Source organism: Blautia coccoides (genome assembly GCF_034355335.1).
GTDB lineage: Bacteria > Bacillota > Clostridia > Lachnospirales > Lachnospiraceae > Blautia > Blautia producta.
The window spans coordinates 5,033,159-5,058,712 of record NZ_CP136422.1; the positions used below are offsets into that span (position 1 = coordinate 5,033,159).

Sequence of the window (25,554 nt, forward strand, 5' to 3'; positions counted from 1 at the left end):
GCTCTTTTCCTCCTTATCCCTTGACTGCTCCGGCCATCAGTCCCTGTACCAGATATTTTTGTGCAAACAAAAGAAATAAAAGAGTCGGCACTGTTGCTATCACCGCGCCGGCGGAAAGAAGTGACCAGTCCACCAGATTCTCCTGTACAAATTTCTGTAGTGCTAAATTGATGGTTTTCAGCTCATCTGTCTGGATCAATATTCTTGCCATCATGTACTCATTCCATGAGCGCACAAAGGTAAAAATCGCAACAGTGGCCAGTCCCGGTTTGGATATGGGCAGAATAATTTTCACAAATGCCTGAAACTGGCTGCAGCCGTCTATAAGACCGGATTCTTCCAATTCCATGGGCACAGAGTCGAAAAAACCTTTCAACAGCCATATGGCAAATGTCAGAGAAAAGGAAATATATGCCACGATCAGACCGGCATGTGTATTATTCAGTCCCAGTCCTTTGTATATCATGAACATGGGTATCAGTGTCAGCATCATAGGCAGCATCTGGAGCACAAGCAGAAGTCCTATAAATCCGCTGAATATCTTTCCCTTGAATCTGGAAATTGCATATCCAGCAAACGCAGCGATCAACACACAGAATATCATGGCAGCAACTGACACAAATATACTGTTGAAAATACTTTTCACAAAGGATTCAACATGAAGTACCTTGCTAAAATTCCCCAGATACACGTCCTGAAATTTCGGGAACATTCCCAGGTCACTCATTGCCATGGTCTTTGTCTTAAGAGATGTGCCAAACATGGATATGACCGGCAGTGCCAGCAGAAAACATACTGCAAATGTGATGAGATACATAATTGTCTTTGAAACCGCTTTTTTCATCCTGCCGCCTCCTACTCGTTATCCCTGCTGAATTTTTGATTGATAAGGCACAATATGATCATACACAAAAGCATCAGTACCGAGGCCGCGGATGCATATCCCATCTTTGACCTGAAAAATGCCGTATTGTAGGCATATATGGGAAGTACCATGGTATTGCCGGACGGTCCTCCTTCTGTGAGCAGAAAGATATTCTCAAAACCATTAAAGGCCCATATCAAAAGAAGTGTGACTGAAACTTTGGAGACGGAGCGCAGAGACGGAAGTGTTATGTATAAAAAGCTTTTTATCTTTCCTCCTCCGTCAATCCTGGCCGCTTCATACAGCTCTCCCGGTATTCCCTGCATTCCCGCCAACAGGGTGATAGTCATAAATGGCAGGTTCTTCCATACGCCTATCATGGTGACCGTAAAGCGTGACATATATCTGGTCGTTAAAAATAAAATAGGCTTCTCTATTATCTTAAGCTCCATGAGCACATGGTTGATCAGACCGAACTGGTCATTTAAGAGCCAGAGCCAGTTTGCAGCCATGACCATAGGCGCTATGACCCAGGGCATCAGTATGACTGCCCGGTATATTCCGCGTCCTTTCATGTTCATATTCAAAAGAGCGGCGATCAGCATTCCCAGAATATAGCTGAATATGACAATAGATATGGCATAGATAAATGAAAATGCCAGTGAACTGTAGAATTCTTTGTCTTTTGTAAGAATGTCAATATAATTCTGCAGCCCTATGAATTTTTCTTTTCCCGGACTTAACAGGTTGCTGTTGGTAAAACTCAGCTTAAAACCGTCTAAAAACGGATAAATCTGAATCAGCAGAATAACTGCCAGGGCGGGCAAAAGCATAAGATAGCCAAGACGCTTAGACTTTTTCTTTTTTTGCATAGTTATACTCCCTTTACTAAAGGCTGCCTCAGGGCTGCCCTGCTTTTGCAGGGCAGCACCTCATAGTACAGCAGAAGGCTGAACAGTTAGTCTCGGCTATTCCGCCTGCAGCTCCAGTGCAGCTTCCACATTTCCGTTGTCCTCCTCCAGGATTGCCTCATAATCCCGTCTGCCGCTCAAAACCTTCTGGGCCGCGTTTCCCAGATAACGCTCTCCATTAATCTGTCCAAAGGCCGGATAAAAATTCTGGATCGGCTCTGTTGCATGTACAAAAGTCGGCATGATCTTTTCATTCACAAGCTTTTCTAATACAGCATTTTCGTAATAAGTATCAGATGTGATGGATTTTAAGACAGGTGTTTTACCGCACTTTCCCTCTGTGAATAAAGTTTTGGAATTTTTCACCCACCACTCTACAAAGTTCAGTGTCTCCTGCGCATTTTCGGAGTCTTTATTATATGCAGCGATGCTGTTGGCCCAATACACCGTCTGTGGTTTGTCCGCTGAAGGCCCCTGCATAGGATCAAGTATACTGAGGTTATCCTTCAGATTGTCATCCTCGAAAAATCCTGTGACAGGGCTTCCGTAAAAAATAGCTGCCTGTCCGGAATAAAAGAGTTTCTGTGCGTCAGCGTCTTTATAGCTGATGGTCGCTTCAGGAATCAACTGCTCGTCCATAAGGGCAGCAACAAATTCCAGACACTCCTGTATCTTAGGAGATGTGAAGTCTGATTTGCCGTCCGCTGTTACAGGCCCCACCTGATTTCCCACAGTCAGATACATCATAATATTCTGTGCTCCGCCCAGATCCCCGGCTGTCACCAGGGGAAAGACGTCCGGATTTTTCTCCTTCAATGTGCGCAGCACATCCAGAAATTCTTCCCAGGTAGTGGGAAGCTTTTCAATCCCAGCCTCCTTGAACATATCCGTCCGATATGTAAAAACTCTGGTATCACACTGCCACGGAAGCGCGATATAGTCATCCTCCAGCTTATTTGTTTCCAGAATCCCCTCCATCATATCATCCAGTACAGGGTCCTTTTCACTCTGCCATTTCTCCACGATGGGGGTAAGGGGCATGATCTCTCCCATAGTTGCAAACTGCATTGGCGTCTGGGAACCTGCAGTGGCCACATCCGGACCTGTCCCGCTGGTAATGGCAGTGAGGAATGTCTGGTAGTAATTATCCCATGGGACACTCTGATACTCTACCTTCACCTGAGGATTTTCCTGATTATACTGGTCCACCAGCGCTTCCGCAGCTACGTCATATACTCCGGCTTCCCCCCACATCATATCCCAGAATGTGATCTTTGCAGCCTCCCCGGAATTTTTAACTTCCTCCTCTTTCTTATCTGTTTCGCTGCTCTCTGTTTTTACTTCTTCATCTGCATCCTCTTTTTCCGACTGTTGGGAATTTCCACCGCATCCCGCCAACAAAAGGCTGACTGCCGTACCGGCTGCCAACAGCATGCTAAATCTTTTTTTCATACCTTTTCTCCTTTTTCATTATCCGGCCCCCCGCTTCTGTCTCCCGGTATCATGATTCCGGGCACTTACTGAGGGCGTGAACAGTTTTCTATTATTTAAAAATCTCCATGCGCATTAGAAATTTATAAATCTTTTGTAACTGTTCAGTACCCCTACAGTTACGAGCAAAAATCCGTACAAATCGCCTTTGGCGATGGGATTTTTGCCTGGCTGCTGAACATTTTCTTACGGTCAGCGCAGTAAATGCGCAGACCTACTGAATAGTTACAATCTTTTATCTAAAAAAATTATATTATATATTCTTTCTTTCGTATAGTAAGAAAAAATTTATGGAAATTTTTGACAACTAAGTAATTCCCCCCTATTTCACAAAAAACCGCCTGCCCTTTATCAGGCAGACGGTTCCGTCAATCCATAAGCTATAACTTTCCAAAAATCTCCTCATATATATGAAGATCCTCATCCTTGAACACATTAAAGACCACCCGTTCTATCCGGCTGTTCTCCAGATATTCCTCCACTGTTCTTACCGCGATCTTTGCCGCCTTATCATTGGGAAAATGAAATTCTCCTGTGGATATGCAGCAGAACACCACACTTTCCAGCCCTTTCTCCTCTGCCAGGCTGAGACAGGATTTGTAACAGGATACAAGCTGCCGGCAGTGGCTGTCTGTTAGTTTTCCATAGACAATGGGACCCACTGTATGTAGTACATATCTGCACGGCAGGTTATACGCTCCGGTGATCACCGCCTCTCCTGTTTTTGTCTCATGACCCTGCCGTTTCATGATCTCACTGCATTCCTCCCGCAGCTCCAGGCCCGCCGCAGAGTGTATAGCGTTGTCAATACAGCCGTGGCAAGGTACAAAACATCCAAGCATCTGGGAGTTTGCCGCGTTTACGATAGCATCCGCGGAAAGCCTTGTGATATCTCCCTGCCAAAGGAAAATCCTCCCGCTGTTCTTCCCGGTCGTCCCATATGCCTCCCGGACAGATGGAATCGTCTCCACCTTTACGATCCCTTTTTCCGCTGCCTCCTGCTGCAGAAATACATCCTGTATTTCCCGAAACTTCTGTGAAACCGGTCCGGGCATACGGATATTCATGAGAGAACGCAATGTGGCCCGCCGCTCTGCTTTTTCCACTCTGAGACCCCGGTATTGGACAGACTCCTCACACAGGTAGCGAATCAGATAATCTAAGCGTTCCTCCTGCGTCATCTCTCTGTTTTTCATCTTCCATTCTTCCTTTCCATATTGCCAGGACCCGGCCGATATCTTCACTGATACAGACCGACTTTCTCTCTATCTCCTGAGGCGCATATGCCTCCCCCAGATTGATACACCCATAAAACGCTCCCGGCCACTCACTGGTCAGGCGCCAAAAGCTGAACTTTACAATCCCGGGAGTATTCATCCCGCATCCCAGTTCCAAAAATAGGACCCTGCTGTTTTTATGTTTCTCTAAAAAATGCTCATACCGCCCGCACGCCTCATGCCACCCCTCATCCTCCACAAAGGTACTGTCTGCCCTCAGATTCATGGTCATAGGCTTTCCGCAGACAGGACAGAGAGGGATCAATTCCCCGGGAATCCGCATATCCTTCTGCTCTGCAGCCATACGCTTTACCACATCTTCATTATCATATGTTTTCTTATGACACGGCACAGCGCACTGCCACAGTCCAAAATCCCCCTGTGTATAAAACAGCCTCTTCTTATCAAATCCGCTCCTCTGAAAACAGTGGTCTACATTGGTGGTCAAAACAAAATAATCCTTATCCTTTACAACCTGCAGAAGATCTGCATACACGGCTCTTGGCGACTCCCTGTATCTGTTCAGGCAAATATATCTGCTCCAATAGGCCCAATATTCTTCCAGACTCTTATAAGGATAAAAGCCGCCGCTGTACATATCATGAAATCCGTATTTTATCTCAAAATCGTGAAAATTTTCCCTAAATCTGTTCCCGTCATATACAAATCCTGCCGAAGTGGAAAGCCCCGCACCTGCTCCGATAACAACGGATTCTGCTTCTCGCAGTTCCCGGTACAGACGCTCCTCCCCATTCTCTTCCCTCTGGTTCAAAGCCTCCAAAAGTCCCACAAAAACACCTCCGATCTCCTATGCATGTATCACAGGGAAGGATCACTCCCTGATCTGTGAGAATGCTGCTTTATCTTTCTTTCATTATAAAACGGCACTTCTATTTCTCACAAGAGCGCACTTAAAAGTGGTATAGGTGTCATTTTGATACTAAGTATCTTAATGGCTGCTGGCAAAACTTCATGATCCTGCTTGTTTATCTTCCTCAAGCTCTGAAAACACTTCCCGGCTGACAGGATAATAATAGCGGAATCCACTGACCATGGTGCAGCCAAGGTCTTTCAGAAATTTTTCCTGTTCTTCGCTTTCCACTCCCACACAGAGGACCTCCAAATTCAGCTTTCTGCATAATTCCACCACGCTTCTCACAACCACTTTTCCCTCCGGCTTATGGATCTCACTGATCATTTCCTGTCTCAGCTTGATACCATTGATCCCGCAGTAAAGATAATTGAAGAATACGCGGTCCAGTTCCAGACCCGCCAGATATACGTCAAATCCAAACTTTCTGAGCTGTTTTATTGTTTTTACATAAATATCCGACTGGCTCATCTCTACCATCTGGTTCAATTGAACTATAATCTGTTTTCTCGGGATCTTATACTGTTCCGCTATGGCGTCCAGATGATTTGCAAACTGCTCATCCCCAATATTCTCAACAGTAAAATTAAACAGCAGTCTGAGACAGTTTCCTTTCTCTGCCTCTTGTTTTAAAAACTGACAGCCCTGGCGGTAGATTTCTATGTTCATCTTTCCTGTGAGCTGTTTCCGCTTCATGACATTTAAGAATTCATTTGGCCTTAAAAGTCCCCGGTTGGGATTCTGCCACCGGACCAGTGCCTCAGCACCGCATATTTTTCCGCTGTTCAGAGAAACCATGGGCTGCAGATACATGATAAATTCCTGGTGCATCAGTCCGTGGATCGCCTCATGTTCCATAGCATAACCGGATATGGTCTCTCTCTCCACATATTCGTCATAGAGGGCATAATCCTGGACATGCATCCTGGCATATTCCATGGCCACTTCACTGAACTGTATGGTCTTCAGCGGATCTTCATCCACACTGGTCATTCTGTAAATACCTGTGTGCAGCTCCAGAAAATACTTCTTCTCCTTTTTCTTAAACTCCTCAGCCACGCTCTCCTGCATGTCCCTGATCCGCTCTTTCAGTTTCTCGATTCCAGTATACTCTACAAAGAATACATAATAGAATTCATTAAACCTGGTAAAAGCCTCTTTTTCCTGTTTGATAAGAGGTTCACAGGTGTCACTGATAAGCTGGAGCGCATTTTCTGCCTCCTTGTACCCGTATATATGGCTCACCACATCAATACCTGCATACAGAAAGAGCACAGCATAGCGGTTCCTGTTCTCCTCCACAATATACTTTGAGAACTTCTGCTTCCAGGAGGTCAGGTTATCCCTGCCTGTAACATCATCTCTGTAAGCCATCAGCTCCATCTGATGCCTCTTTTTCAAAAAGAAAGCCGGAAAGATCACAAGAATGCATGCAGAAAAAATGACAAGTCCCAAAATGATCCAAAGATACCCGTTCGCCTTCCCCGCAGAACTGTCACCCTTTGCGGCGTAAGCGGCATATGCACCCTGTATTTTTGCTGTATCTATATTCTGAAATGATGTTTCCAATTTTTCAATATCTGCTGTTTCCATGCTTTTTGTATAGGCAAGACTGATAGATTTCTCTTTTCCGTCCTCCTCATAGAGGATCAGATCCCGGCCCTTTTTAAGTCCGGCATCCTTTATCTCATCTTCCGTAAGGCCCAGTGTCCAAACAGCATCTGCCTGTATGTTCCCGGCCAGATCCAGGCGCCTGTCCTTTTTAGATGGCTTTATATACTTTACTCCAATACCCGCAGCTTCACCGGCCTCCTCCAGAAGCTCCGGCAGCACTCCTTGGTAAGTCTCCTCTTTTTCATCATAAAATTCAAAGGGCCAGGACTCCGGCATACCGGCCACGTATATCTCATTCCCGGCCCGGCATACAGAGGGCGTGAAAAAAAACACAGCCAGCACAAGTGCTGCCAGACAAATTTTGATCTGTCTGCTTATTTTTCCTGTCATCCTACTTCTCATCTCCTGTTTTCCCCTTTTCTTCACCAATCTGGTTGAGTTGTATCTTCTGCCTCTTGATCTGACCCCATACATTTTTCTTCTTCTTGTACCCCAAAAACGCGGTCATTCTCGTGAACGCCTGTATAAATCTGAAAAACACACTCTCTGCCAGACACAGATAGATGGCTTTCACCACATCCAACACCGAAAGCTTGATGTTCTGCGTATATATTCTGGCAAAAAACGCCGTAATGGTCAAAACTGCACCGTAGAGGGCGTAAATCAAAAAAAACATTATCATAAATGGCACATTGATCAAATTCACCATATATGCCATCAGGATCGTCAAAAGTCCAAATAATTCTATAAATGGTGATAATAATTCATACAGAAGATAATACAGATATGAAATATACCCCACCACTCCGAATTCCGGTGCCATGAACATTCTCCTGTGTTTATTTAAGCACTGGAAAAGTCCCAGAAACCATCTCCGCCTCTGCTTTTTTAAGTCACCGATACTGGAGGGACATTGACTCCAGCAAATGGCGTCAGGTATATACCGTATGCCGTAAGGTATTTTATTGATGCGGCAAAAAGCGTGAAGCTTTACAACCAATTCCATATCCTCTCCCATGGTAGACGCATCATAGCCGCCCACACTGGCAACCATATCTTTCTTAAAAAGACCGAAGGCGCCGGATATGATCAGGTTTCCGTTGAATTTGTCCATAAGGATTCGGGAGGCCATGAAGGAACGGTCATACTCCAATATCTGCATTCCGACTATGGGATTCCAGGGCATGTGGTAGTCTACCAGTTCCCCCTCACTGAGCACCGCGCAGTTAGATATCCTTACCAGGCCGCCGACTGCCACAACGGTATCATCCTCCAAAACAGGGCGGACAATATATTTTAAGGAGTCCTTCTGCAGAACACTGTCAGCATCCATGCATATAAAATACGGATATCTGGACGCGTTGATTCCCATATTCAGGGCATCTGCCTTACCCCCATTTATCTTTTGGACCAAAGTGATACTGATTCCGTTGACCACCGCTTCATATACATTCCGCTCCTTTTGGCATTTGATTTGACGGTTTATGGGCCGCATTACCTTTTTCAGATGAAAGGCATCCAAAAGCACCTGGGTTGTGGCATCCTTTGACCCGTCATCCACAACCACGATTTCATACAGTTTGTAATCCATCATAAGCAGGGATTTTACGGTATCCACAACCGTGACCTCCTCATTATATGCCGGAACTACAATAGTCACCGGGACATAATAGTCATGGTTGATCTCACTGTAAAACCTTCTTTTTTTGTTCTCTTTATATAGATCAAGGGAACCGGCGATCACAGAGGCGATCAGAAATGTAGAATATCCCAGCAGGTAAATGACAAATAAGACGCCCACAACCGTATAAAAATATTTAACAAATTCAAACATCTGTCTCCTTCAGCTCCATTTCCTGGCCTTTGATCTCTATTTTCTCTGTGACGTAATTCAGGATCTCTCTGGCGTAACGGTCACGTCCGTTATACACGTCAAATAAATCCTTCTTCTGTATTTTCAGCCCAACGATCAGTGTATCCGCGCTGTTCAGCCTGACATACCAGTTAGAAGCCTTCAGTCCTTCCTTCAGACAATCCACTGTATCAGGTCCCGGATAAGATGACAGCGCCTGAGCCGCAACTGCGGCATATTCCCAATCCAGAAATTCATGGTACCGCAAAAAGCGCTGCAGCATTTCACGTGCCGGCTCATATGGATATTTTCTGAAATAACGGACAGCCTCCAAGCGCAGTTCTTTGTCTTCCGTCTCTTTACCCGCAATTTCCAGGAACTCTTCCCGAAAGTCCTCACCCAGGAACCGGATAAACTGCATGACAGGGAGTATCAGGCGGGGTGAAAATCTGTCCCTGTGCCCAAACAAAAGGCGGGCAAGCTCCCCCCTGTCACCGGTGAATTTAAGAAGGCCGTCTGTCAGCAGCTTTTTGCTGTGATAGATTTCGTTATCCTCCATTTTCTCCCACGCGGCAAGCACTGCCTCTTTATTTCCCATCATATAGAGGGCCTTCAAAGCATTTTCCCTGACATACACGCCCTTATTGACAATCATACGAATCATAAAATCCATCAGACCGTCATATCCGGCATGGCCTTTGTCTATTCCGAATTTCTCTACCAGGCTGGCAAAATAGGCCTGTTCAATCTCATCTCTCTTCTCATATACAGGTACCAGTTCCAGGAAAACCCTGCGCATATGCTCCAGGTACTTTTCCGTCCGCGCATTTGGCATACGCCTTTGTATCTCCTCCATGGAAAATTCAAAGGCTCTCAGTTTTTCCAGTTTTCTGAGCCTGCGGACCAACCCAGAAAAATAGTCCTCCTGTGCAGGGCTGCCGTTTTCCATCTGCTGTATCTGTCCGGTGATTTCATCTACCATCTCCAGCCTTTGATGTTCCAGACGCCGTCCTTTATACTTATCAATAAAAATATAGAGGATATTAAACACAAGGACAGCAATACAGCTTGCCATATAGACATATAGGATCACTTCCGGCTTAATTGAAAGTACATGCATTGTCTGCTCCTCCGTGTTCTCTTATTTGTTCCAGATATTCTGCATCATATAATACGACTGTTTCAGCCGTTCATGGTAAGCCGGGTTCTTTCCCCATCCCTTCAGCTCTTTCCATTCCATGCTGATCCTGCTGTCTTTCCCGTTCTCTGTTCCGATCCCGGCATAGATTCCCCGGACAGACAGGTTTTCTATTCCATAATTCTCATAATAATCATCGTGGATCTGCATCTGGGATGGATTGGAGAAATTCAGCAGATCCCAGGGAAGCCGCAGTTCAATATCATCCCCATTTACAATAAAGTCTGACACGGAATTATACTCCGGATCATAGGGATCACCATTGCCATAGGTAAGCCTTCCTGTCTCAAACTTCTCTGACATCCTGTCTTCCTCCTCTGACGCATTCACATTGCCGATCTGAAGCGCCATATAGATCTTGTCAAATACAGGCGTATCCTTATCCGGCGGCTCAAAAAACGGATTCTCCTCCCCGTATGCCTCACTGTACACCATACGGAAAACATCATAACGCTGCTGCACAAGGACACGGCTGTTCTCCCTGCCGTCCAGTACCACCAGAAAATCAGCCTGACGGTTAAATTTTACATCCTCACCTTCCGCATAATAGCTTCCTGACTTGGGTGTGATATCCAGAGGAATATAGATTTTTTCATTTTCAAGATCCAAATTCTCTTTGTGGACCCGGAAATAGATAAACTTTTCATCATATTTCATGGATAAGGCGTATTCCCCGTTTTCTGAAAGAACATCATCCCCGCTCCACTCCGCTGTATCCCCGTCCGTATAACAGACACTCTCATCTTCCCCCGGATCAAAGGACAGCAAACCGAAAAACTGCTCGTTTGTCTGAAAATCACTCCAGTAGGCAGTCTTCGTCAGATCCACATTTGCCATGGTATTCCAGGTTCTTTTGAACCATTCATCCTGCCAGGAAAAAATAACACTCCCTGCGCAGCCCGCTTTTTTTATATCCTGATAACTGGACACCAGGGCATTTCCCTGCTCCTTCTCCGACATGTAGCCCTGGGAACGTGCCGTGTGAAAATCAAGCTGTGCCCTGCCCCTGGACGTTGGCACTCCAAATTCGGAAATGACAACCGGCATCGTGTGATGGCGGTTCAGCATCTCAAGATATATGCCGTATGTGTTATAACTGCCATCCTCCTGAAGATAATCGTCCGCAAATGGTATTTCCTCTCTCCAAGAATCATAGTGGCTCAGATAATCCGGATAATAGGAATACACATGGTAGGACGCAAACTGTCCTGAAAGGAATTTGTCTGTTGAGGCAATATGCTCCACATCCACCTTTGCACATTTCATAAACAATTGGTTTATCTCCTCCGGATAGTCCATGGGGTCCGTTGTGGGCCAGTTGGAAAAGGCCACAAGGCGCTGTTCCTTATACTTTTTGCTCTCGTACATGATGATCTGGTCCCCCACCTCCGCAAGCATGGCCTCAAAAGGTGTGGCGTCTTTTGTTGTATACATATACTCACCCTGATAGGCGCTTTTTTGTCTCTGCATATGGTCCGTATAAGCCACGGTCACATCTTCCCACTCCACTCCAAGGATATAGCCCAGCACCCATTGTGAAATATCTTTTGTATAAGAACCGCTGGCATTGGATGTGCTGTATCCCAGATTCATCTTCTTTCTGCCGTGGATCACATCAACCAGGGTCCGGCAGTCTTCTTTAAAGGTTTTCAAAAATGAATCGTCAAAAGCATCCACGTGTGAATTCTGTATATAATCATTGACCCATACCCCATGGATAATATAAAGAGGGTTTGGATTATTCCTGTTGTATTCATACACGGCCTCATAAAAATCACTGGACAGGATGGTGTACACACGAATGGTATTGGCTCCCATATCCTGGATCATACCGAACCATCTCATATACGTTTCCTTATCAATGGCATACTCCGTGGCAAAATGTCCCGGGATTCCGGCGCCCAGATCCACGCCCTTAATCTCAAAGGGTTCCATCCCTTTTCCCTCATCTACCAGGATTTCCTTTCCCTTCACCGACGTAAAGGTATCCGCCTTTTTACCGGGATGAAGATCAACATAAACTCCCCACTGGTAATATGCCGTATACAAAAAGAGAACCAGTATGATCAGTGAAACAGCCCCGATCAAAAATTTCTTCAAAGTATGTTTCCTCCGTTAAAGCGTGTTTTAGGCTATCATTTACGATAATTAATCATTAAATTTTTTGTTCACAGACTCATGGCTGTAAGAATACAGGGCATCTATATGCTTATCCAGCCAGCCCATGCGGCTCACAAGACGTTTTTCATACTGTTCCACAGCCTCTTCATAGGAACCGATCTGGCGCCCCTCGCCCTGCAGCAAGTCATTCTGCGCTTCAAATGTATATCCCCATACCTGAAAATTCCGGTCTATGGCACACCCCAGATATTCCTGCACCTCTGCCATGTATGTCTTTACATTGTCATCACTGAGTATCCCTTTTCTGAGCTGCCTGTACCGGTCGATCACCTTCCCGGTAAACTTCTCATCCTTGGAGAGCATAAAAAACCAGGTTCTGTTCTGCATGAAGAAACCTGCCATGGACTGCTGGTATTCCATATAGTTATCACAGCAGTTATTAAAATCCCAGACCGACATCTTCAGTTTTCCCGTTATGTCCTTATAAAAGTATGTTGAGTAAATACCTGCATCTGTATTCTGCGTCACCTCATTGATAATATAATAATCCACAAAATTATCTATATCTATAAAATCCCCATAGCCATAGCGCTTTGATTTATAGTCATAGGAGTATAGGGACTTCTCAAATTTGGAAAAATCCCGGCTGATGTGATCCGTTATTTCCGGTGTCAGTTTTTTTGCTCCGGGATATTTGACCTCCACCTTACTTGTCATGCGCCTTGTATACTCCGTGAAGTTGTCAAGATAATCCACGTCATTGACACTCTCTCTGTCCACGCAGACAATATAGCTGGACATATTAGACTTTCCGTCATACTCCGTCACCTCTATTCTGCCCTCTCCAACGCTGATCTGCTCCTCCATCACATATACACCCTGGTATCCGCCGTTTAGAAACACCTCACAGAAGCGTACATCCGGTGCCCACTCCATGATCTGTCCTGAGAGATTGTACCACATATAATTCCGCATAAGTGTCTTATCAAGAAAAGGACCATGCAGCACCCAGGTGCTGTCTTTTTCCATTCCCATGACCTCATATCCCTGATCTATGCCGTCCTCATCAATAAACTTGAACAGATATCCGGCCTTATCAAACCGTCTGGAGGAATTTCCCCTGACACGTATCTGTATGTCTGACTCTATCTGGGGAGTGTCTTTCAGTGTGTTCAGCTCCCCTTGATTTTCAATGATCTTCATCTCTGCCCGGATAAAGGTATTTTTCACCTGGCTTACCTTCTGGCCCGTCTCCGGTCTGCCCGGTATGGTCTGCCCCTCTGTCTCAATGCTGACAACCGGAAGATGGGAGGAAAAGGAGGATGGCTCAATGGACAGATTCGTATCCTTCACCTCCGTGTTGTAAGACAGATGCTGCTGCACCCTCACATTCTCCGGCTCAATGAACTTCGCTGTTCCCAGCACGGCAAGCAGTGACAGCAGGACTGCTCCCACGTATACCCATTTACTTTTCATTTTCGTTACCCGCTGATCTCATCATTCTGAGTTACAATGTTGACGTATTCAATAGATTCCAGTTCGTACAGCATTTCCGCAATGCTCTTTTCTTTTTTATTGGATATCAGATATGTCTTTCTGGGCATCTCGTATATAAGTTCAATGGATTCCCGGCTGGTATTCTTGACCCGAAGCATGGCTTTTGCCTCAAAATAGTCAAAGACAATGGCCTCGATCCGGCGCTCCATATTCCTGGCTCCCCGTATGATGAGAAGAATCCTGTTGTCATTTTTTACTCTGCCGAGCACCAGCAGAACAAGAAAGACAACTCCGCTTCCCACACAGGCCACCACATAATCACCCACTCCACAGCAGATTCCCACAATGATGGTCCAGAAAATATAAGTGGTATCCCGTGAATCCTTGATGGCCGTCCTGAATCTTACAATGGAGAGCGCACCTACCATACCAAGGGACAGCGCTATGTTATTTCCAATGACCGTCATGACAGTCGCGGTCAGAGTTGTTAGCGTGATAAGGGAAACATTAAATTTTTTTGAATACACTCCCCCTGCATGGGTGAAATAATAGGACAGATAAATAACACCGCCCAGAATAACCGCCACCAGTATGTTCAAAATGATCTGCTCTGTATTCAGGGAACCTGTCTCCTCAAACATGGAATAAATATAATTTTTCATTTTCGTTTTTCCTCTCTTCCTTCAGTCCGGCAGTTGTAAACTAAATAATAGCTTAAAATAAAAAGTGAAGGCTTGCGCTTCTTGACAGACTGTATTTGCTCACGGAGAGGGGGCTTTTCCCCTCCAGACTAACCATCTTCTTAATATAGCTCAACATAAAACCGCTGTATTTCACTTCCATCACCACCAGATATTTATCCATCACAGGATTCTGATTTAAATCCGGTGCAAAAATGCGGAAATCACTCTCCGTTGCTTTGATATCAAAATCAAAAGTGATCCGTGTCTTATTCTCACTTGCTATATAGGCTTTCCTCTGGTACTCCACAATGGATTTTGGACGGTAGAGCATCATGGTCATAAGTCCATAGCATTCCTTCGCAAAAGGGTCCTCATATCCCAGCAGACATCCGTATCTGCCCTGAGACAGCTCTATGGCATCCTCCCTTGATACGCGCAGGGACCTTTTTTTCTGATTATCCCCCTGTTTCTGCTTCATCTCCAACATAGCAAAATCAGAAGCGGGATCATAGGTTCTCAGGCGGATCTTTCTTCGGATCTCCAGCCCGTCTTCCTTCTCATAAAAATCCCTTTCCTGCAGTGTGTCAAAATACAGGCTCCGGACAGCATATCCCATTACCCCGTTGTGGGGGTCCGGGTGCAGGACCTTCTCAAAAGTATTGTCCAATTTTCTGAACTGTTCATAGGACATCAAATATTTTTTCTCCTGGCGCAGTACCTCTCTCATGATCTTCTCCCTTCTCTCAACGTGTATCCGAATCCAGCAGTTCCAATATCGGTTTCAGGTAATGCCAGGAAAATCCCAGATTTTTATTCGGAATTTCTTCCCTGAGATGGTTCCAGCTTTTCTGTACTGCTTCAATGCCGTCCTCGTAATAGGTATTTTTCGGTTCCAGCTCATGGGTGCCCGGCCTTTGCATTTCCGTAATATGGATGATACCCTTTCCGTATTTCTCCGCAATAGCCGCCTCCTCAAAAATCTGTCCCGCCTCATCCGTTTTATCATAGTTCATCACAGCCACAGCGTCACAGCCTGACCGGACCAGTTTTTCCAATGACTGTTCCATGCCCATGGAGTCGTAAAAATTGGGGATACACAGGATTACCAGAAGGTTCTGCTCCTTTGCCGCCTCATAGGCTTTTGCAGCATTCTGCACAAACTGTGCCATCACTGTAACCGGATCGGTGTCCCACCGTTCCAGGAGATATGGCTCCACATCCCATACGATCCCGGAAAATCCCCCTTCCGTGCTCACTTCTTTATTCCATTTCTTCACTGTCTCAACAGCCTGAAGCATTGCCTCTGCGTCCTTCTGAATCGCCCACCGGGAATCTCCTGCCAGATAATAGACATCCTGGCCGGATTCCTTACGCCTTTTCAGATAATCTTTTATCACATCCATATCCGTATCTGACGGTATCTGTTGATAAACAGCCCCACACTCCAGCGTCTCCACAGCCTTTTTTATCTCATCCTCCATATCCGGCAGCAAATATTCCTCTTCCCAGGAAAATATACTGGTCTTACACACTTTGCTTACGCTTTCTCCTGCACTTTTTCTGTCTCTTTGACATCCCCCGGCGCAGCAGACAAGCAAACAGAGTAATAATAAAAACACGGCTTTCCTTCCTTCTGCCATGAATACCTCCTGTTTACCATATTATTTCATTTCTATATTACTTGATTTCTGTATTATTTGATTTCTGTATTATTTGATTTCTATATTACTTTGTATCATTCTGTGATAATTTGTAACTATTCAGCGGATTTGCATGTTTTTTTGCCCACAGCAGTAAAGGTACTGAACAGTTTAATGATTTTATTATAGCATAAGGAATAATGAACAAATATTAATTTATTTTTAAGGCCCTATTCCGACTGCATGGTTTTGAAAAACGGCTCCCTCCGGCAGCGCAGCAAAAAAGCTTCCCCAAAGAGAAGCTTTTTTGTCTACAGTATAGGGTGTAACAGAATGGATGAGCCAATACCTTCTGTTAAAAAATCGTCTGTACTAAAATCATATAAAATATAGTGCCTCCCGCTATGGACAACAGCATCTGCCGTTTCCAGAGGTGCAGAGCAATGACCAGTATAATGGCCAAAAGTTCCGGTATCCCGTGGCTGCCTGTAAAAACACTGACATTTTTAAGGCAATAGATGACTAAAAGTCCAAAGACAGACGCAGGCAGCACCTTGCCAAGATACTGTATGTATTTCGGAGTTGGTTTTCCGGCCGGAAAGAGCAGAAAGGGCAGAAAACGTGTGAGCATAGTTCCAAGCACCACCATTCCTATGGTTATGATCTGTTGTGTAAGAGTCATTGACAAACCTCCCCGCTTTCTTTCTCAATAGGTTTCCGAAGCAGTGTCAGCACGCCGATCACAGCCAGCATAGCAGGGATCATAAAATTCTCCGCGCCAAAGGCCAGCAGACAGAGAAGAGACAGGCCAAGCCCCAGCAGGGAACTCACATGATTCTTCTCTTTCAGCTACTGCTCCATAAAGATAACTACAAACATAGCTGTCATGACAAAGTCAAGCCCTTCTGTATTAAATTTCAGAAGAGAACCGAATATCCCTCCGAGAGTGGCTCCGGAAAACCAGTAGAGATAGTTCAGCAGTGTCACAAAAAACATAAACCAGCCCTCATCCACATCCTCCGGTATCTTTGCTGTATAATTGATGGTAAAGCTCTCATCGCACATTCCAAAAATCAGAAATCCTTTTTTCCATCCTTTATTTCTGTATTTATCCAGCATGGAAATGCCGTAAAATAAATGCCGGGCATTTATCATCAGGGTCATCACCAAGGCCTGAAGGGGGTTAAAGGCTCCCAGCAGCATATTGACCACCACAAATTCTATGGAACCTGCGAAGATCGTCAGGCTCATAAGCATAGGATACCAAAAGCTGAACCCTGATACATTCATATATATCCCATACGTCAGCCCTACAAACCAGAACCCTGCAAAAATAGGTATGGTATAGGGAAATGCCGCACGGAATGCTCTGAATATCCTCTTTTTCTTTCCTGTCATGTTCTCTTCCCTTCCCCTCATACAGCACTCAGAGCGGCTGTCCAGGAGGACATCTTCTTACCATTGCAAAAGGATACTCCCGCGTTATAATAATGCTTCTCATCTTTGTAAAACAGCGTCTCTGTTCCGGAATACATACCATCCTCAGATTTATAATGGGAAATGATACAGTCACCGATCACCTCAAAACTTCCTCTGAGAACTCCCAGTGCAGGATTATAGGACTTCCAGTTCAATGTATGCCTTTTTTCCGAACTACTGATCTCATAAGTATTAGTAAACCGTACCGGAATGCTGTATTCCACCTCCATAAAACCGTCCAAAGACCATTTTTCCCCGGTGTGGATAATCTCCACTTCGCCTCTGAGGGGAAAACTGCTGCCATTTTCATCATAGTAAGTTCCCTCTGCCTTCCAGCACAGGGAATCGAATATATAACTGTGCTTCATCCTCTCCGCCTCCTTCCTTTGTATCTCTATATCCTGCACAAAAGCTTTTGGCAGGGATAATCAAAAACAACCAGTTCTTCACCCTCTGTAAATCCACAGGAAGCGTAACACTTTCTCGCCGCAATTCCCTTTGGGTCCCCCTCCCGAAATGTGATCACATGGATATCTTCACCCTTTTCAAACCTGGATTTCATTGTGCGGATAAGGTTTTTTGCAATGTTTCTCTTCCTGTATTGGGGATGTACCGCCAAAAGAGTAAGCTCCTTTTCCTCATGTGAGAACAGCAGAAGCCCCGCTGCCGTACCCTCCTCCTCATCCAGAAGCGCCTCCTTATTTTGTGCTGCTCTGTGCAGGGCCTCTGTAAACTCCTGCTCTTTATAGCCGGCAAAATCCTCCTTCACAAGCTCCATCAAAGCCAGGCAGTCTGCCGTATCCTCTAACTCAACATAACGAATCATTTACGCTCTCCCTTCTCTTTTGCCGTTTATAACATACCGGAATTCCTGCCCTTTGCACAATGCCGGGATCTGCTGAATGGTTACACTTCTCCTATTCTACCAAATTCCCTGAAAAATGCCAATAGTCTGCTGCTTCTTTCTATCTCCGGCCGGCCTGTCTCTGTAACTTCTCACTTCTTTTTGGCCGGTTTTTTCTTTAATTTCAATTCTATTCCCCGCTCAGCGGCTGCAGCCCGAAAAAGCTCTGATGCGAAGGCAGCTCTCTCTTTTTCTGACAGTTCCTCTGTTGCTTTCCCTGATTCTTTCCTCATCTTTTTCTGTTCTGCGATCTGCCTCATAACATTTCTGATATCCTCCAGCTCCAAAAGATTCACTGCCACACAGTAGAAATTTTTCTTTCTCCCGTCATTGTAGTGCTCCAGAAGATATCTCAAAATCTCCGCTTTCTCTGCCTGTTCTCTCACATAGGCTGCACTTCCCGCCTCTTGTGCCTTGAGCATATCTTTTTTTCTATTGCGGTGTGTAATAAAACTGTCGTATTCGTCCACTCCCTCATATCTGCTGCAGGGATAGTCCCCGCATTGAAAACAGTATTCCACCCTGTCACGCTCTAAGCTGCATCTGGCAATGGCACAGGACTGATTCCCCTCGCCGCCTCCGCACCCGGGACAGTACCCGCCTATCTGCATGGGACACAACCCGCAGTTCAGCCCGCAGAGCGAAAACAGCCTGTCCTCTCTTTCAAATCCCTTCATCTTGTCCTCCCTTTTCTGCGCCTAAAATCCCTTTTTCTTCAATCCCATGATTTTTACTGCTGTCCAAATCATACCAGATATCAGAAGAATAATTAACGCTGTACTGCATTTATCTGCAGAAAAATAGGTCTCACCCGCGAATAAAGCCGTCACATCTGATATTGGAGGAATCACCCATAAAATAACAGCCAGTACAGGAATCATTTCCAGTATGGCTGCCTTTGTCACTGCTGTCACTGCCAGCAGGAAAGTAAATATGACCGCTGTCTTTCTACTCCTGTTTATCCTGGGATGTGAAATTTCTCCCAGAGAGCTGCCTGAAAATCCACTCAAAGACATGATGAAGAACCCCCAGAGCAGGTCAGCAATACGAAGCGGCCTATCAAAAAGCTGCCCCTGGCTGCAGAGATCCATTATGACCGGAAAGAGAATTCCAATCAAACTGACCATCATTCCCATCAGGAACAGAAATACTGTATGGCTGATGTAATATTTCACTGCGCTTTGCATCCTCAGTATCAGGATCTGTTCAGATACGGCGTTTTCCATATCACAGGCAGTGGCTCCGATCCACACCATCACCAGAAATATAAAAACGCTGGACACCGTCAGGCTATCGATCACACCCACCGGCTTGGAAGAATAAATACTGTACAATAAAACCAACAGGACAGCCAACGGCATCACTAACCTGCTTGTGCTGAAATACTGCTGTATCTGATATCTCACTGATCCGTTAAACTCCCGCATCACTCATCCCCCTTAATTTCCACCCATGCCGGATCATCTCCAGTATCATCCGGCTGCTCTCATTTTCCTGAATCCTTGCCCTGCAGCCTTCTCCCATGGGCTGAATACATGCCCGGTATTGTTCCGGCAGAGAAGCATTTTCCTGTTTTTCAAACCACAGGATGTATTCTTTGCTGTAAAGCTCTGTAGTTATGTCAACTTGTTTCACTTGTCCATCTCCCACTGCCATTACTGTGTCTGAAATGCTCTTGATCAGATATTTTTCATGGCAGGACATGAGAAGTGTCACTTTTTCTTTTCTCAGTTCATTCATTTTTTCTATAAAAACCATCTGGGAGTCCATATCCTGTCCAGACAGCGGCTCGTCCAGCAGCAGAACTTGTGGTGTCCTCAGCAGAGCCTGTATTACGCCGATTTTCTGAAGGGTGCCTTTTGACAAATCCTTCATAGGTATATTGACCATGTCTGCAAGGAAAAAATCCGAGAACAGTTTTTCACATCTTTTTGCCAGGATTTTGGGCGGAATCCCATCCATCTGACCCATTCGTTTCAGATACTGCCATGGAGTGAGATTCATTTTCGGAAAACGTTCCGGCACATAATGGAACAGCAGTTTATCTCTGTAAACCACCTTCCCGCTGGAAGGCTTAACCAGCCCGGAGATTATTTTTAGCAGGGTACTCTTACCGCTCCCGTTATGTCCTGTAAACACCATGGACTGCCCTTCATATATAGACAGGCCAACCTGATCCAGTATTAATTTATGATTATACTCCTTTGTAATCTTTTCTAATTTTATGATCTCTTTCATCTGCACCTCTCAATGTGTGACCATGACTTTTCCCTTAATGTCACGTTTCTTTACGATATGCTCTTTGTCATCTGCCGCTTTCAGATTATCCTCCAGTACAAAATATTCATCACTGCCCAGTTCTGTCTGTTCCACAAAAAAGCTCTCCGGGTATGTCCCGCATTCCTCGTATAAACTGCCGTCTATGTACACCTTTCCCCGCTTTACTTCCACACACTCTCCCGGCAGCCCTGCCACTCTGGTGATATAATAAATGCCGTCTCTCTCATATACAAGTATATCTCTGCGGCGGGGAACCTCCGCCTTATATGCCCACTTATTCAGTATGTAGTGCTCCTGATCCCTGATCGTAGGAGCCATACAATCACCTGACACAACAGCTCTCTGGAACATGCTTGAAGCAGTCACAAAAATGAGCACACATAAGAAAATAACAAGACAAACAGCTCCTATGCGCCTGTGATGGATCCGCTTTGCTATTTTCCGGTAACGCACCCTCTCATCTGCCTGCTCCCCGCACTTGGTGTCCTCCGCCTTCATATCCTCATAATATTTCCTGCACTCCGCGCATTCCCTCAAATGCATGGAGATCCATTCCTCTGTTTCCTGACTCAAAGCCCCGTCTTCATAGAGCGGCAGCAGATCCCTCACTGCAGGACAGAAACCTTTCTCACTCATTCTTATATTCCTCCATTCTCCCCCGAATCATGTTTTTCCCACGGTGATAAATCACCTTAGCTGAGTTTTCTTTTATCCCCATTATCTCTGCTATCTCATGAAACGACATATCCAAAAAAAGTCGGTAGATCAGCACATCTCTGTACTTTTCCTTCAATTTCATGATTTCCTGTACAATGCGCAGGAACATGTCCTTCTGTTCCGCTTTCTCCTCCATGGTGATAAATTCCCCATCCCTTAAAAATTCAAATTCTATTTTTTCAAACTCTACTGTGATGGGATTCTTTTTGTAATGCCTGCGGCAGACATTTTTTGCAATGCCACAGATCCACGTGAGTATGCTGGAATCTCCTTTATATTTTGGAAGAGAGAGATAGACTTGAAAAAAAGTCTCCTGGGTCAGCTCATCTGCAAGATCCGGATTGGAATTAGTGAGCTTCAGCATAAAGTGATAGACGTACTGGCTGTATTTTTCATATAGTTCCTGAAATTCCTGCATTTTCTCACTCCCCTCTATAAATTAGTACCTGTACTTATAAAATAGTTACAGACGTTTTCTTTGTTCTTAAAAATCCATATATAAAAAGCAGGTTTTGCCAATTCAGTATGAATCGCAGAACCTGCCTGTTAAAATGGAGCTGTCTGTTACTTATATGCCTCTGAGTCATGCCTGTTTCTATGACGCAGACAAACTATAATGGCGCCGGCTGTGGCTGCTGCCAGTACAATGAACGGCAGCGTAAAGCCCGGAAAGATATTCCACAGAAAGTTATTCTCAAAGGAAATGCTCCTGAGAAGTACGATCAAGGCAGCCGCTATGAGATAAATGCCGACACAGCTCCAGATACAGAATTGTTTTTCTCTTCTTTTCCTGTTCTCCGCTGCAAGTTCCTGCTGCTGCTTTTCCAGCATCTCTGTCTTTATGGATAACTGATCCAATTCTGATGGCTTCAGCAGATGGTCAGTGCTTACCTGAAAGATTTCGCTGAGAGCCACAAGTTTTTCCAATTCCGGTACAGACTGACCCGACTCCCATTTTGAAACCGACTGTCTGGAGACATTGAGCTTTTCTGCCAGCTCCTCCTGAGTAAAACCATTTGCCTTTCTTAACTGCAGTATTTTTTCTGATACATCCATTTTGTGTTACCTCCTTTTCTTTCCCCAACTATACCAAACAGGACGGTTGCACTCCAGCAACCCTGCTGTATAATCAGGCAGCCGGCAGGTGCATTTAGGGGAAATCCCTCTACTTCAGCTTGGGAAGTATCTCATTCAGCACTTGTGCCGCTTTGTTCAGCTTCTGCAGCTCCTCCTCTGTGAGCTGCTCCTCCAGCATATGTATAAAGACCCTGTTTTTAAGATAATACTCATCCAGATATGCAGATGCCTTCGGCGTAAGCCTGATCCAGACAGATCTTCTGTCCTGCTCATTTCCCACCCGCTCTACAAACTGATGTTCACTGAGCTTATCGATCAGTTTGGTCACCTGCTGCTTTGGAACCTTAAGTTCCTGTGCCAGCTTTGTCATAGTAATAGCCCCGCACATCTTCACAGTCTCCAGACAATAGTAGGTCTCCAGGCTCATCTCCCGGTTCAGCGTATCTTTAAAAGGCTTGATCAGTTTTGAGTGCCAGTTAGGCATTACAAGCAGTAAATTCTGTACAAATTGTTCCGATATTTTTTCAGTCTTCATCCTTCTTCCCCCGTTGACAAATATATTGAAAGGTGTTATTTTAATAAATTAGTAAATAAAATATGACTATCATATTTGCTTTACAGTCTTGAAGCTATTATATAACAGATATATTTTTAGTCAAGCCAATCTGTTCATTTGAACCGCTTTGTTAAAAGAATCAAAAAAGGAGATGCAGATATCTATGCAAAAAAGCAAGTGGAACATACCGGATGTGATAAAAGATAACTTCCGTTTCAGCACACTGAGTTTTATTTTTATCATTTTCTACGTAAATATCTTTCAAATCATTTTTGGCCCTGAAAACTCCATTGTCGGCGTCATCTTTACCATCATGATGTCAGCCTCCATGGTACGGGACCTGACTGCTACGCCCTTTCGCCATCTTATGGTTCAGACGCTGGTACTTGTGTGGATGGCACTTGCCGCATACTGGGTCAGTACATTACCCGCTCCCCTGTCCTTTGTCATTAATTTTATCACATTATTGCTGATTTTGTATGCCTATACATATGAATATTCCAATCATATATATTTTCCTTATATTTTATCCTATTTATTCCTGGTATTTATTTCTCCTGTAAATGCCCAGCAGCTCCCCAAAAGAATGCTCGGCATGGCAGTAGGCGCTGTGTCCATTATGCTGTACCAGTGGATCATGGGGAGAAAACGAGTTGTGGAGACTGCCAGGGATGTGCTGACAGAAATGCTGGATGATATTTGCCTTCTCATTTCATACCGGCTTGGAAAGACAGAAGAAAAACCGGACCTGACAGATATACGCCGCAAGCTCTGCCGCCTGGGGAGAACGGTATATGAGCGGAGAAAAAAGGTGCTGTGTATCTCCGATGCCAGCTTCTCCATGGTAGCCGCAGGACGCGGACTGGAACATCTGCTGATCCTTGTCCATGAACTGCCGGAACAACTGTCCCACCATGATACTGCCCTTCTTCTGTATACTTTGGACCGGCTTGCATCCTTCCGCGCCTTTCTCCAGAGGGAGACAAAAGAACTTCCGCCTCTCTCCTCTTCTGATCTTCCTGACGAAAAGCATGGTAAGACAGCTCATCTGTTTTACAACACTCTGCTGTATACACAGGACAGACTTCTGCACATGTCTGACCCTCAAAATAAAACACATTACAGGAAAACCGCTCTCTCCTTAAAGGTACGCCTTCAGGCAGCTCTTGATCTAAGCCCTGTGAGAGCTGTCTATGCCTTACGAACGGCGTTGCTCCTGTCCTGTGCTACCCTGCTGGTCCAATACCTCGGTCTTCCTCATGGCAAATGGCTGCTGTTCACCCTGGCCTCTGTCTCCCTGCCCTACGCAGACGATGTACCCGCCAAGATGAAAAAACGTATTCTCGCAACTATAACCGGTGGTATATTATCTGTAGTGATCTACTCTCTGGTTCCGTCCCCCACAGGCCGTACAGCCGCCATGATGCTTTCCGGATATCTGTCGTTTTATTTTACAGATTACAGGGAAACCTTTGCCTGTTCAACCATAGGCGCACTTGGAGGCGCTGTCTTTATGGGCAGTTTTGGTTTTCAGGCAGTAGGCGGCATGTTCCTGGTCAGACTTGGCTATATTTTTGTGGGCGCCGCTGCGGGATACATAGCAAACTGCATTCTTTTTCCTTACAACCGCGCCAAAGCAACAAGACAGCTCTGGAAAAAATACAAATCCGTCACAGAGCTTCTTGACAAAATTTGTCTCTCTGATTCCATGGATTCCCAGTTGTATTACCATCTGGTCATCCAGGCATACCTGTTGGAAGAAAAGCTGTCCCAAAACGCGGATCTGGAACAATGGGAAGAATTTCCCGGGCTTTTGATCACGTATCAGGAAAAGATACGCAAAGCCCACAGAAAGCTGATCGCGGGACGGGCCAATGCCCCTGTATTTGAAGGCGGACACCTGAGTTAGTGCTGCCTTTTCCCTCTGTTTCCCGGCTTTGGAAATAAAAATGCCGCAGTAGTATATGGCTCAATATAAAATTTGCCATATACTGCTGCGGCTGTCTATCCGATTATTTTTTGTATTTCATATACAGGATCGGAAAGGCATTGCCCTGTTCATCTGTTTCCGTTCTTCTGTAAACTTCAAATCCCATGTGCTCGTAAAATCCTTTTGCCTGTGGATTCTGCTCATTTACACAGACCTCTTTGATTCCACAGTTTTCTAAAAGATATTCCACGATCTGTTTTCCTGTTCCCTGCCCTCTGAAATCAGGGTGGATAAATAACATCTCCAGTTTTTCCCCGTCAACTCCGGCAAACCCAATCACCACGCCTCTCTGCTCTGCGGTAATAAGTGTAGGAATATTTTTGACAGCATCCGGAACATATTCCGCAATCTTCTCAATATCCCTCTCTGTCAGAAATGTGTGGGTCGCAAGGACAGACGCGTGCCATATATCCACCAGTTCTTTTATTAACTGTGGATCACGTAAACTGTGTTTTTTTATTTCCATAGCTTTCTCCCGATCTTTTCTTTGTTTGTTCTGTTTTTCTGCTGCTGAGTCTAAGGATATAAGGA

At 45.0% G+C, this 25,554-nt stretch carries 25 protein-coding genes and 1 pseudogene; 1 reads left to right on the forward strand and 25 read right to left on the reverse strand.

All coding sequences use genetic code 11. The annotated features are described in order from the left end of the window. Window positions 1-13 precede the first annotated feature (13 nt). The 24 genes and pseudogenes from BLCOC_RS22635 to BLCOC_RS22750 form a co-directional block, all read right to left on the reverse strand. Window positions 14-844 (reverse strand): carbohydrate ABC transporter permease, encoded by an 831-nt coding sequence (locus tag BLCOC_RS22635; protein WP_029467880.1) that lies wholly within the window; start codon window positions 842-844, stop codon window positions 14-16. An 11-nt stretch (window positions 845-855) separates the two neighbouring features. Continuing rightward, window positions 856-1,737 (reverse strand): carbohydrate ABC transporter permease, encoded by an 882-nt coding sequence (locus BLCOC_RS22640; RefSeq protein ID WP_029467879.1) that lies wholly within the window; start codon window positions 1,735-1,737, stop codon window positions 856-858. A 96-nt stretch (window positions 1,738-1,833) separates the two neighbouring features. Continuing rightward, window positions 1,834-3,228, reverse strand: a complete 1,395-nt coding sequence (locus BLCOC_RS22645; protein ID WP_029467878.1) for an ABC transporter substrate-binding protein — start codon at window positions 3,226-3,228, stop codon at window positions 1,834-1,836. 419 nt (window positions 3,229-3,647) lie between these two features. Further along, window positions 3,648-4,448 (reverse strand): protein-ADP-ribose hydrolase, encoded by an 801-nt coding sequence (locus BLCOC_RS22650; protein ID WP_029467877.1) that lies wholly within the window; start codon window positions 4,446-4,448, stop codon window positions 3,648-3,650. Next, entirely contained in the window at window positions 4,402-5,334 is a 933-nt protein-coding gene (locus BLCOC_RS22655; RefSeq protein WP_115623429.1) for an SIR2 family NAD-dependent protein deacylase, read from the reverse strand. Before BLCOC_RS22655 ends, BLCOC_RS22650 begins: the two co-directional genes overlap by 47 nt. A gap of 180 nt (window positions 5,335-5,514) precedes the next feature. After that, complete coding sequence (locus BLCOC_RS22660) at window positions 5,515-7,419, reverse strand: EAL domain-containing protein (RefSeq protein ID WP_115623430.1); 1,905 nt, start codon at window positions 7,417-7,419, stop codon at window positions 5,515-5,517. A gap of 1 nt (window position 7,420) precedes the next feature. After that, window positions 7,421-8,863, reverse strand: coding sequence for a glycosyltransferase family 2 protein (locus tag BLCOC_RS22665; RefSeq protein ID WP_115623431.1), 1,443 nt, complete (start codon window positions 8,861-8,863; stop codon window positions 7,421-7,423). Next, window positions 8,856-10,001, reverse strand: a complete 1,146-nt coding sequence (locus tag BLCOC_RS22670; RefSeq protein ID WP_018595699.1) for a HEAT repeat domain-containing protein — start codon at window positions 9,999-10,001, stop codon at window positions 8,856-8,858. Before BLCOC_RS22670 ends, BLCOC_RS22665 begins: the two co-directional genes overlap by 8 nt. A gap of 21 nt (window positions 10,002-10,022) precedes the next feature. Then, window positions 10,023-12,179: a hypothetical protein gene (locus tag BLCOC_RS22675; RefSeq protein ID WP_115623432.1), complete on the reverse strand. Its 2,157-nt coding sequence runs from the start codon at window positions 12,177-12,179 to the stop codon at window positions 10,023-10,025. Between the two features lie 48 nt (window positions 12,180-12,227). After that, window positions 12,228-13,676 (reverse strand): CotH kinase family protein, encoded by a 1,449-nt coding sequence (locus tag BLCOC_RS22680; protein WP_115623433.1) that lies wholly within the window; start codon window positions 13,674-13,676, stop codon window positions 12,228-12,230. A gap of 5 nt (window positions 13,677-13,681) precedes the next feature. After that, on the reverse strand, window positions 13,682-14,359 hold the full coding sequence (locus BLCOC_RS22685) for a DUF4956 domain-containing protein (protein WP_018592909.1): 678 nt from the start codon (window positions 14,357-14,359) through the stop codon (window positions 13,682-13,684). 52 nt (window positions 14,360-14,411) lie between these two features. Next, window positions 14,412-15,107: a polyphosphate polymerase domain-containing protein gene (locus tag BLCOC_RS22690; protein ID WP_115623434.1), complete on the reverse strand. Its 696-nt coding sequence runs from the start codon at window positions 15,105-15,107 to the stop codon at window positions 14,412-14,414. 16 nt (window positions 15,108-15,123) lie between these two features. Further along, on the reverse strand, window positions 15,124-16,020 hold the full coding sequence (locus BLCOC_RS22695) for a hypothetical protein (protein WP_115623435.1): 897 nt from the start codon (window positions 16,018-16,020) through the stop codon (window positions 15,124-15,126). A 355-nt stretch (window positions 16,021-16,375) separates the two neighbouring features. Further along, window positions 16,376-16,702 (reverse strand): branched-chain amino acid transporter permease, encoded by a 327-nt coding sequence (locus tag BLCOC_RS22700; RefSeq protein WP_018592912.1) that lies wholly within the window; start codon window positions 16,700-16,702, stop codon window positions 16,376-16,378. After that, window positions 16,699-17,439, reverse strand: a pseudogene (gene azlC / locus BLCOC_RS22705) (azaleucine resistance protein AzlC). The gene BLCOC_RS22700 and the pseudogene azlC overlap by 4 nt, the downstream one beginning before the upstream one ends. After that, window positions 17,436-17,867 (reverse strand): hypothetical protein, encoded by a 432-nt coding sequence (locus BLCOC_RS22710; RefSeq protein WP_044953401.1) that lies wholly within the window; start codon window positions 17,865-17,867, stop codon window positions 17,436-17,438. Before BLCOC_RS22710 ends, azlC begins: the two are co-directional and overlap by 4 nt. Window positions 17,868-17,893: 26 nt before the next feature. After that, on the reverse strand, window positions 17,894-18,325 hold the full coding sequence (locus BLCOC_RS22715) for a GNAT family N-acetyltransferase (RefSeq protein WP_115623436.1): 432 nt from the start codon (window positions 18,323-18,325) through the stop codon (window positions 17,894-17,896). 170 nt (window positions 18,326-18,495) lie between these two features. Beyond that, entirely contained in the window at window positions 18,496-19,080 is a 585-nt protein-coding gene (locus BLCOC_RS22720) for a DUF3795 domain-containing protein (protein WP_115623437.1), read from the reverse strand. A 21-nt stretch (window positions 19,081-19,101) separates the two neighbouring features. Then, window positions 19,102-19,830, reverse strand: coding sequence for a hypothetical protein (locus BLCOC_RS22725; RefSeq protein WP_115623438.1), 729 nt, complete (start codon window positions 19,828-19,830; stop codon window positions 19,102-19,104). After that, window positions 19,817-20,641 carry an ATP-binding cassette domain-containing protein gene (locus BLCOC_RS22730; protein WP_115623439.1) on the reverse strand — a complete coding sequence of 275 codons (825 nt, stop codon included), beginning with the start codon at window positions 20,639-20,641 and terminating at the stop codon, window positions 19,817-19,819. The genes BLCOC_RS22725 and BLCOC_RS22730 overlap by 14 nt, the downstream gene beginning before the upstream one ends. Before the next feature lie 9 nt (window positions 20,642-20,650). After that, the gene (lepB, locus tag BLCOC_RS22735; protein WP_029467866.1) at window positions 20,651-21,319 is read right to left on the reverse strand and encodes a signal peptidase I; all 669 of its coding nucleotides are present in this window, start codon (window positions 21,317-21,319) and stop codon (window positions 20,651-20,653) included. Next, complete coding sequence (locus tag BLCOC_RS22740; protein ID WP_115623440.1) at window positions 21,312-21,818, reverse strand: RNA polymerase sigma factor; 507 nt, start codon at window positions 21,816-21,818, stop codon at window positions 21,312-21,314. Before BLCOC_RS22740 ends, lepB begins: the two co-directional genes overlap by 8 nt. 146 nt (window positions 21,819-21,964) lie before the next feature. Beyond that, window positions 21,965-22,456 carry a helix-turn-helix domain-containing protein gene (locus tag BLCOC_RS22745; protein ID WP_029467865.1) on the reverse strand — a complete coding sequence of 164 codons (492 nt, stop codon included), beginning with the start codon at window positions 22,454-22,456 and terminating at the stop codon, window positions 21,965-21,967. A gap of 109 nt (window positions 22,457-22,565) precedes the next feature. Beyond that, entirely contained in the window at window positions 22,566-23,012 is a 447-nt protein-coding gene (locus BLCOC_RS22750; RefSeq protein ID WP_018592926.1) for a MarR family winged helix-turn-helix transcriptional regulator, read from the reverse strand. Between the two features lie 184 nt (window positions 23,013-23,196). On the opposite strand from BLCOC_RS22750, the gene BLCOC_RS22755 reads away from it, so the two are divergent. After that, window positions 23,197-24,942 (forward strand): FUSC family protein, encoded by a 1,746-nt coding sequence (locus BLCOC_RS22755; protein WP_115623441.1) that lies wholly within the window; start codon window positions 23,197-23,199, stop codon window positions 24,940-24,942. Between the two features lie 103 nt (window positions 24,943-25,045). Here the strand turns inward: BLCOC_RS22755 and BLCOC_RS22760 are convergent, their stop codons facing one another. Then, window positions 25,046-25,489 (reverse strand): GNAT family N-acetyltransferase, encoded by a 444-nt coding sequence (locus tag BLCOC_RS22760; RefSeq protein ID WP_018592928.1) that lies wholly within the window; start codon window positions 25,487-25,489, stop codon window positions 25,046-25,048. Window positions 25,490-25,554: the final 65 nt, after the last annotated feature.

What these genes read in the sequence shown, in the direction of transcription:
- BLCOC_RS22635 (WP_029467880.1), bottom strand. Translation starts at nt 844, where the DNA reads ATGAAAAAAGCGGTTTCAAAGACAATTATGTATCTCATCACATTTGCA.
- BLCOC_RS22640 (WP_029467879.1), bottom strand. Translation starts at nt 1,737, where the DNA reads ATGCAAAAAAAGAAAAAGTCTAAGCGTCTTGGCTATCTTATGCTTTTG.
- BLCOC_RS22645 (WP_029467878.1), bottom strand. Translation starts at nt 3,228, where the DNA reads ATGAAAAAAAGATTTAGCATGCTGTTGGCAGCCGGTACGGCAGTCAGC.
- BLCOC_RS22650 (WP_029467877.1), bottom strand. Translation starts at nt 4,448, where the DNA reads ATGACGCAGGAGGAACGCTTAGATTATCTGATTCGCTACCTGTGTGAG.
- BLCOC_RS22660 (WP_115623430.1), bottom strand. Translation starts at nt 7,419, where the DNA reads ATGACAGGAAAAATAAGCAGACAGATCAAAATTTGTCTGGCAGCACTT.
- BLCOC_RS22665 (WP_115623431.1), bottom strand. Translation starts at nt 8,863, where the DNA reads ATGTTTGAATTTGTTAAATATTTTTATACGGTTGTGGGCGTCTTATTT.
- BLCOC_RS22670 (WP_018595699.1), bottom strand. Translation starts at nt 10,001, where the DNA reads ATGCATGTACTTTCAATTAAGCCGGAAGTGATCCTATATGTCTATATG.
- BLCOC_RS22680 (WP_115623433.1), bottom strand. Translation starts at nt 13,676, where the DNA reads ATGAAAAGTAAATGGGTATACGTGGGAGCAGTCCTGCTGTCACTGCTT.
- BLCOC_RS22685 (WP_018592909.1), bottom strand. Translation starts at nt 14,359, where the DNA reads ATGAAAAATTATATTTATTCCATGTTTGAGGAGACAGGTTCCCTGAAT.
- BLCOC_RS22690 (WP_115623434.1), bottom strand. Translation starts at nt 15,107, where the DNA reads ATGAGAGAGGTACTGCGCCAGGAGAAAAAATATTTGATGTCCTATGAA.
- BLCOC_RS22695 (WP_115623435.1), bottom strand. Translation starts at nt 16,020, where the DNA reads ATGGCAGAAGGAAGGAAAGCCGTGTTTTTATTATTACTCTGTTTGCTT.
- BLCOC_RS22700 (WP_018592912.1), bottom strand. Translation starts at nt 16,702, where the DNA reads ATGACTCTTACACAACAGATCATAACCATAGGAATGGTGGTGCTTGGA.
- BLCOC_RS22710 (WP_044953401.1), bottom strand. Translation starts at nt 17,867, where the DNA reads ATGAAGCACAGTTATATATTCGATTCCCTGTGCTGGAAGGCAGAGGGA.
- BLCOC_RS22715 (WP_115623436.1), bottom strand. Translation starts at nt 18,325, where the DNA reads ATGATTCGTTATGTTGAGTTAGAGGATACGGCAGACTGCCTGGCTTTG.
- BLCOC_RS22720 (WP_115623437.1), bottom strand. Translation starts at nt 19,080, where the DNA reads ATGAAGGGATTTGAAAGAGAGGACAGGCTGTTTTCGCTCTGCGGGCTG.
- BLCOC_RS22725 (WP_115623438.1), bottom strand. Translation starts at nt 19,830, where the DNA reads ATGCGGGAGTTTAACGGATCAGTGAGATATCAGATACAGCAGTATTTC.
- BLCOC_RS22730 (WP_115623439.1), bottom strand. Translation starts at nt 20,641, where the DNA reads ATGAAAGAGATCATAAAATTAGAAAAGATTACAAAGGAGTATAATCAT.
- lepB (WP_029467866.1), bottom strand. Translation starts at nt 21,319, where the DNA reads ATGAGTGAGAAAGGTTTCTGTCCTGCAGTGAGGGATCTGCTGCCGCTC.
- BLCOC_RS22740 (WP_115623440.1), bottom strand. Translation starts at nt 21,818, where the DNA reads ATGCAGGAATTTCAGGAACTATATGAAAAATACAGCCAGTACGTCTAT.
- BLCOC_RS22745 (WP_029467865.1), bottom strand. Translation starts at nt 22,456, where the DNA reads ATGGATGTATCAGAAAAAATACTGCAGTTAAGAAAGGCAAATGGTTTT.
- BLCOC_RS22750 (WP_018592926.1), bottom strand. Translation starts at nt 23,012, where the DNA reads ATGAAGACTGAAAAAATATCGGAACAATTTGTACAGAATTTACTGCTT.
- BLCOC_RS22755 (WP_115623441.1), top strand. Translation starts at nt 23,197, where the DNA reads ATGCAAAAAAGCAAGTGGAACATACCGGATGTGATAAAAGATAACTTC.
- BLCOC_RS22760 (WP_018592928.1), bottom strand. Translation starts at nt 25,489, where the DNA reads ATGGAAATAAAAAAACACAGTTTACGTGATCCACAGTTAATAAAAGAA.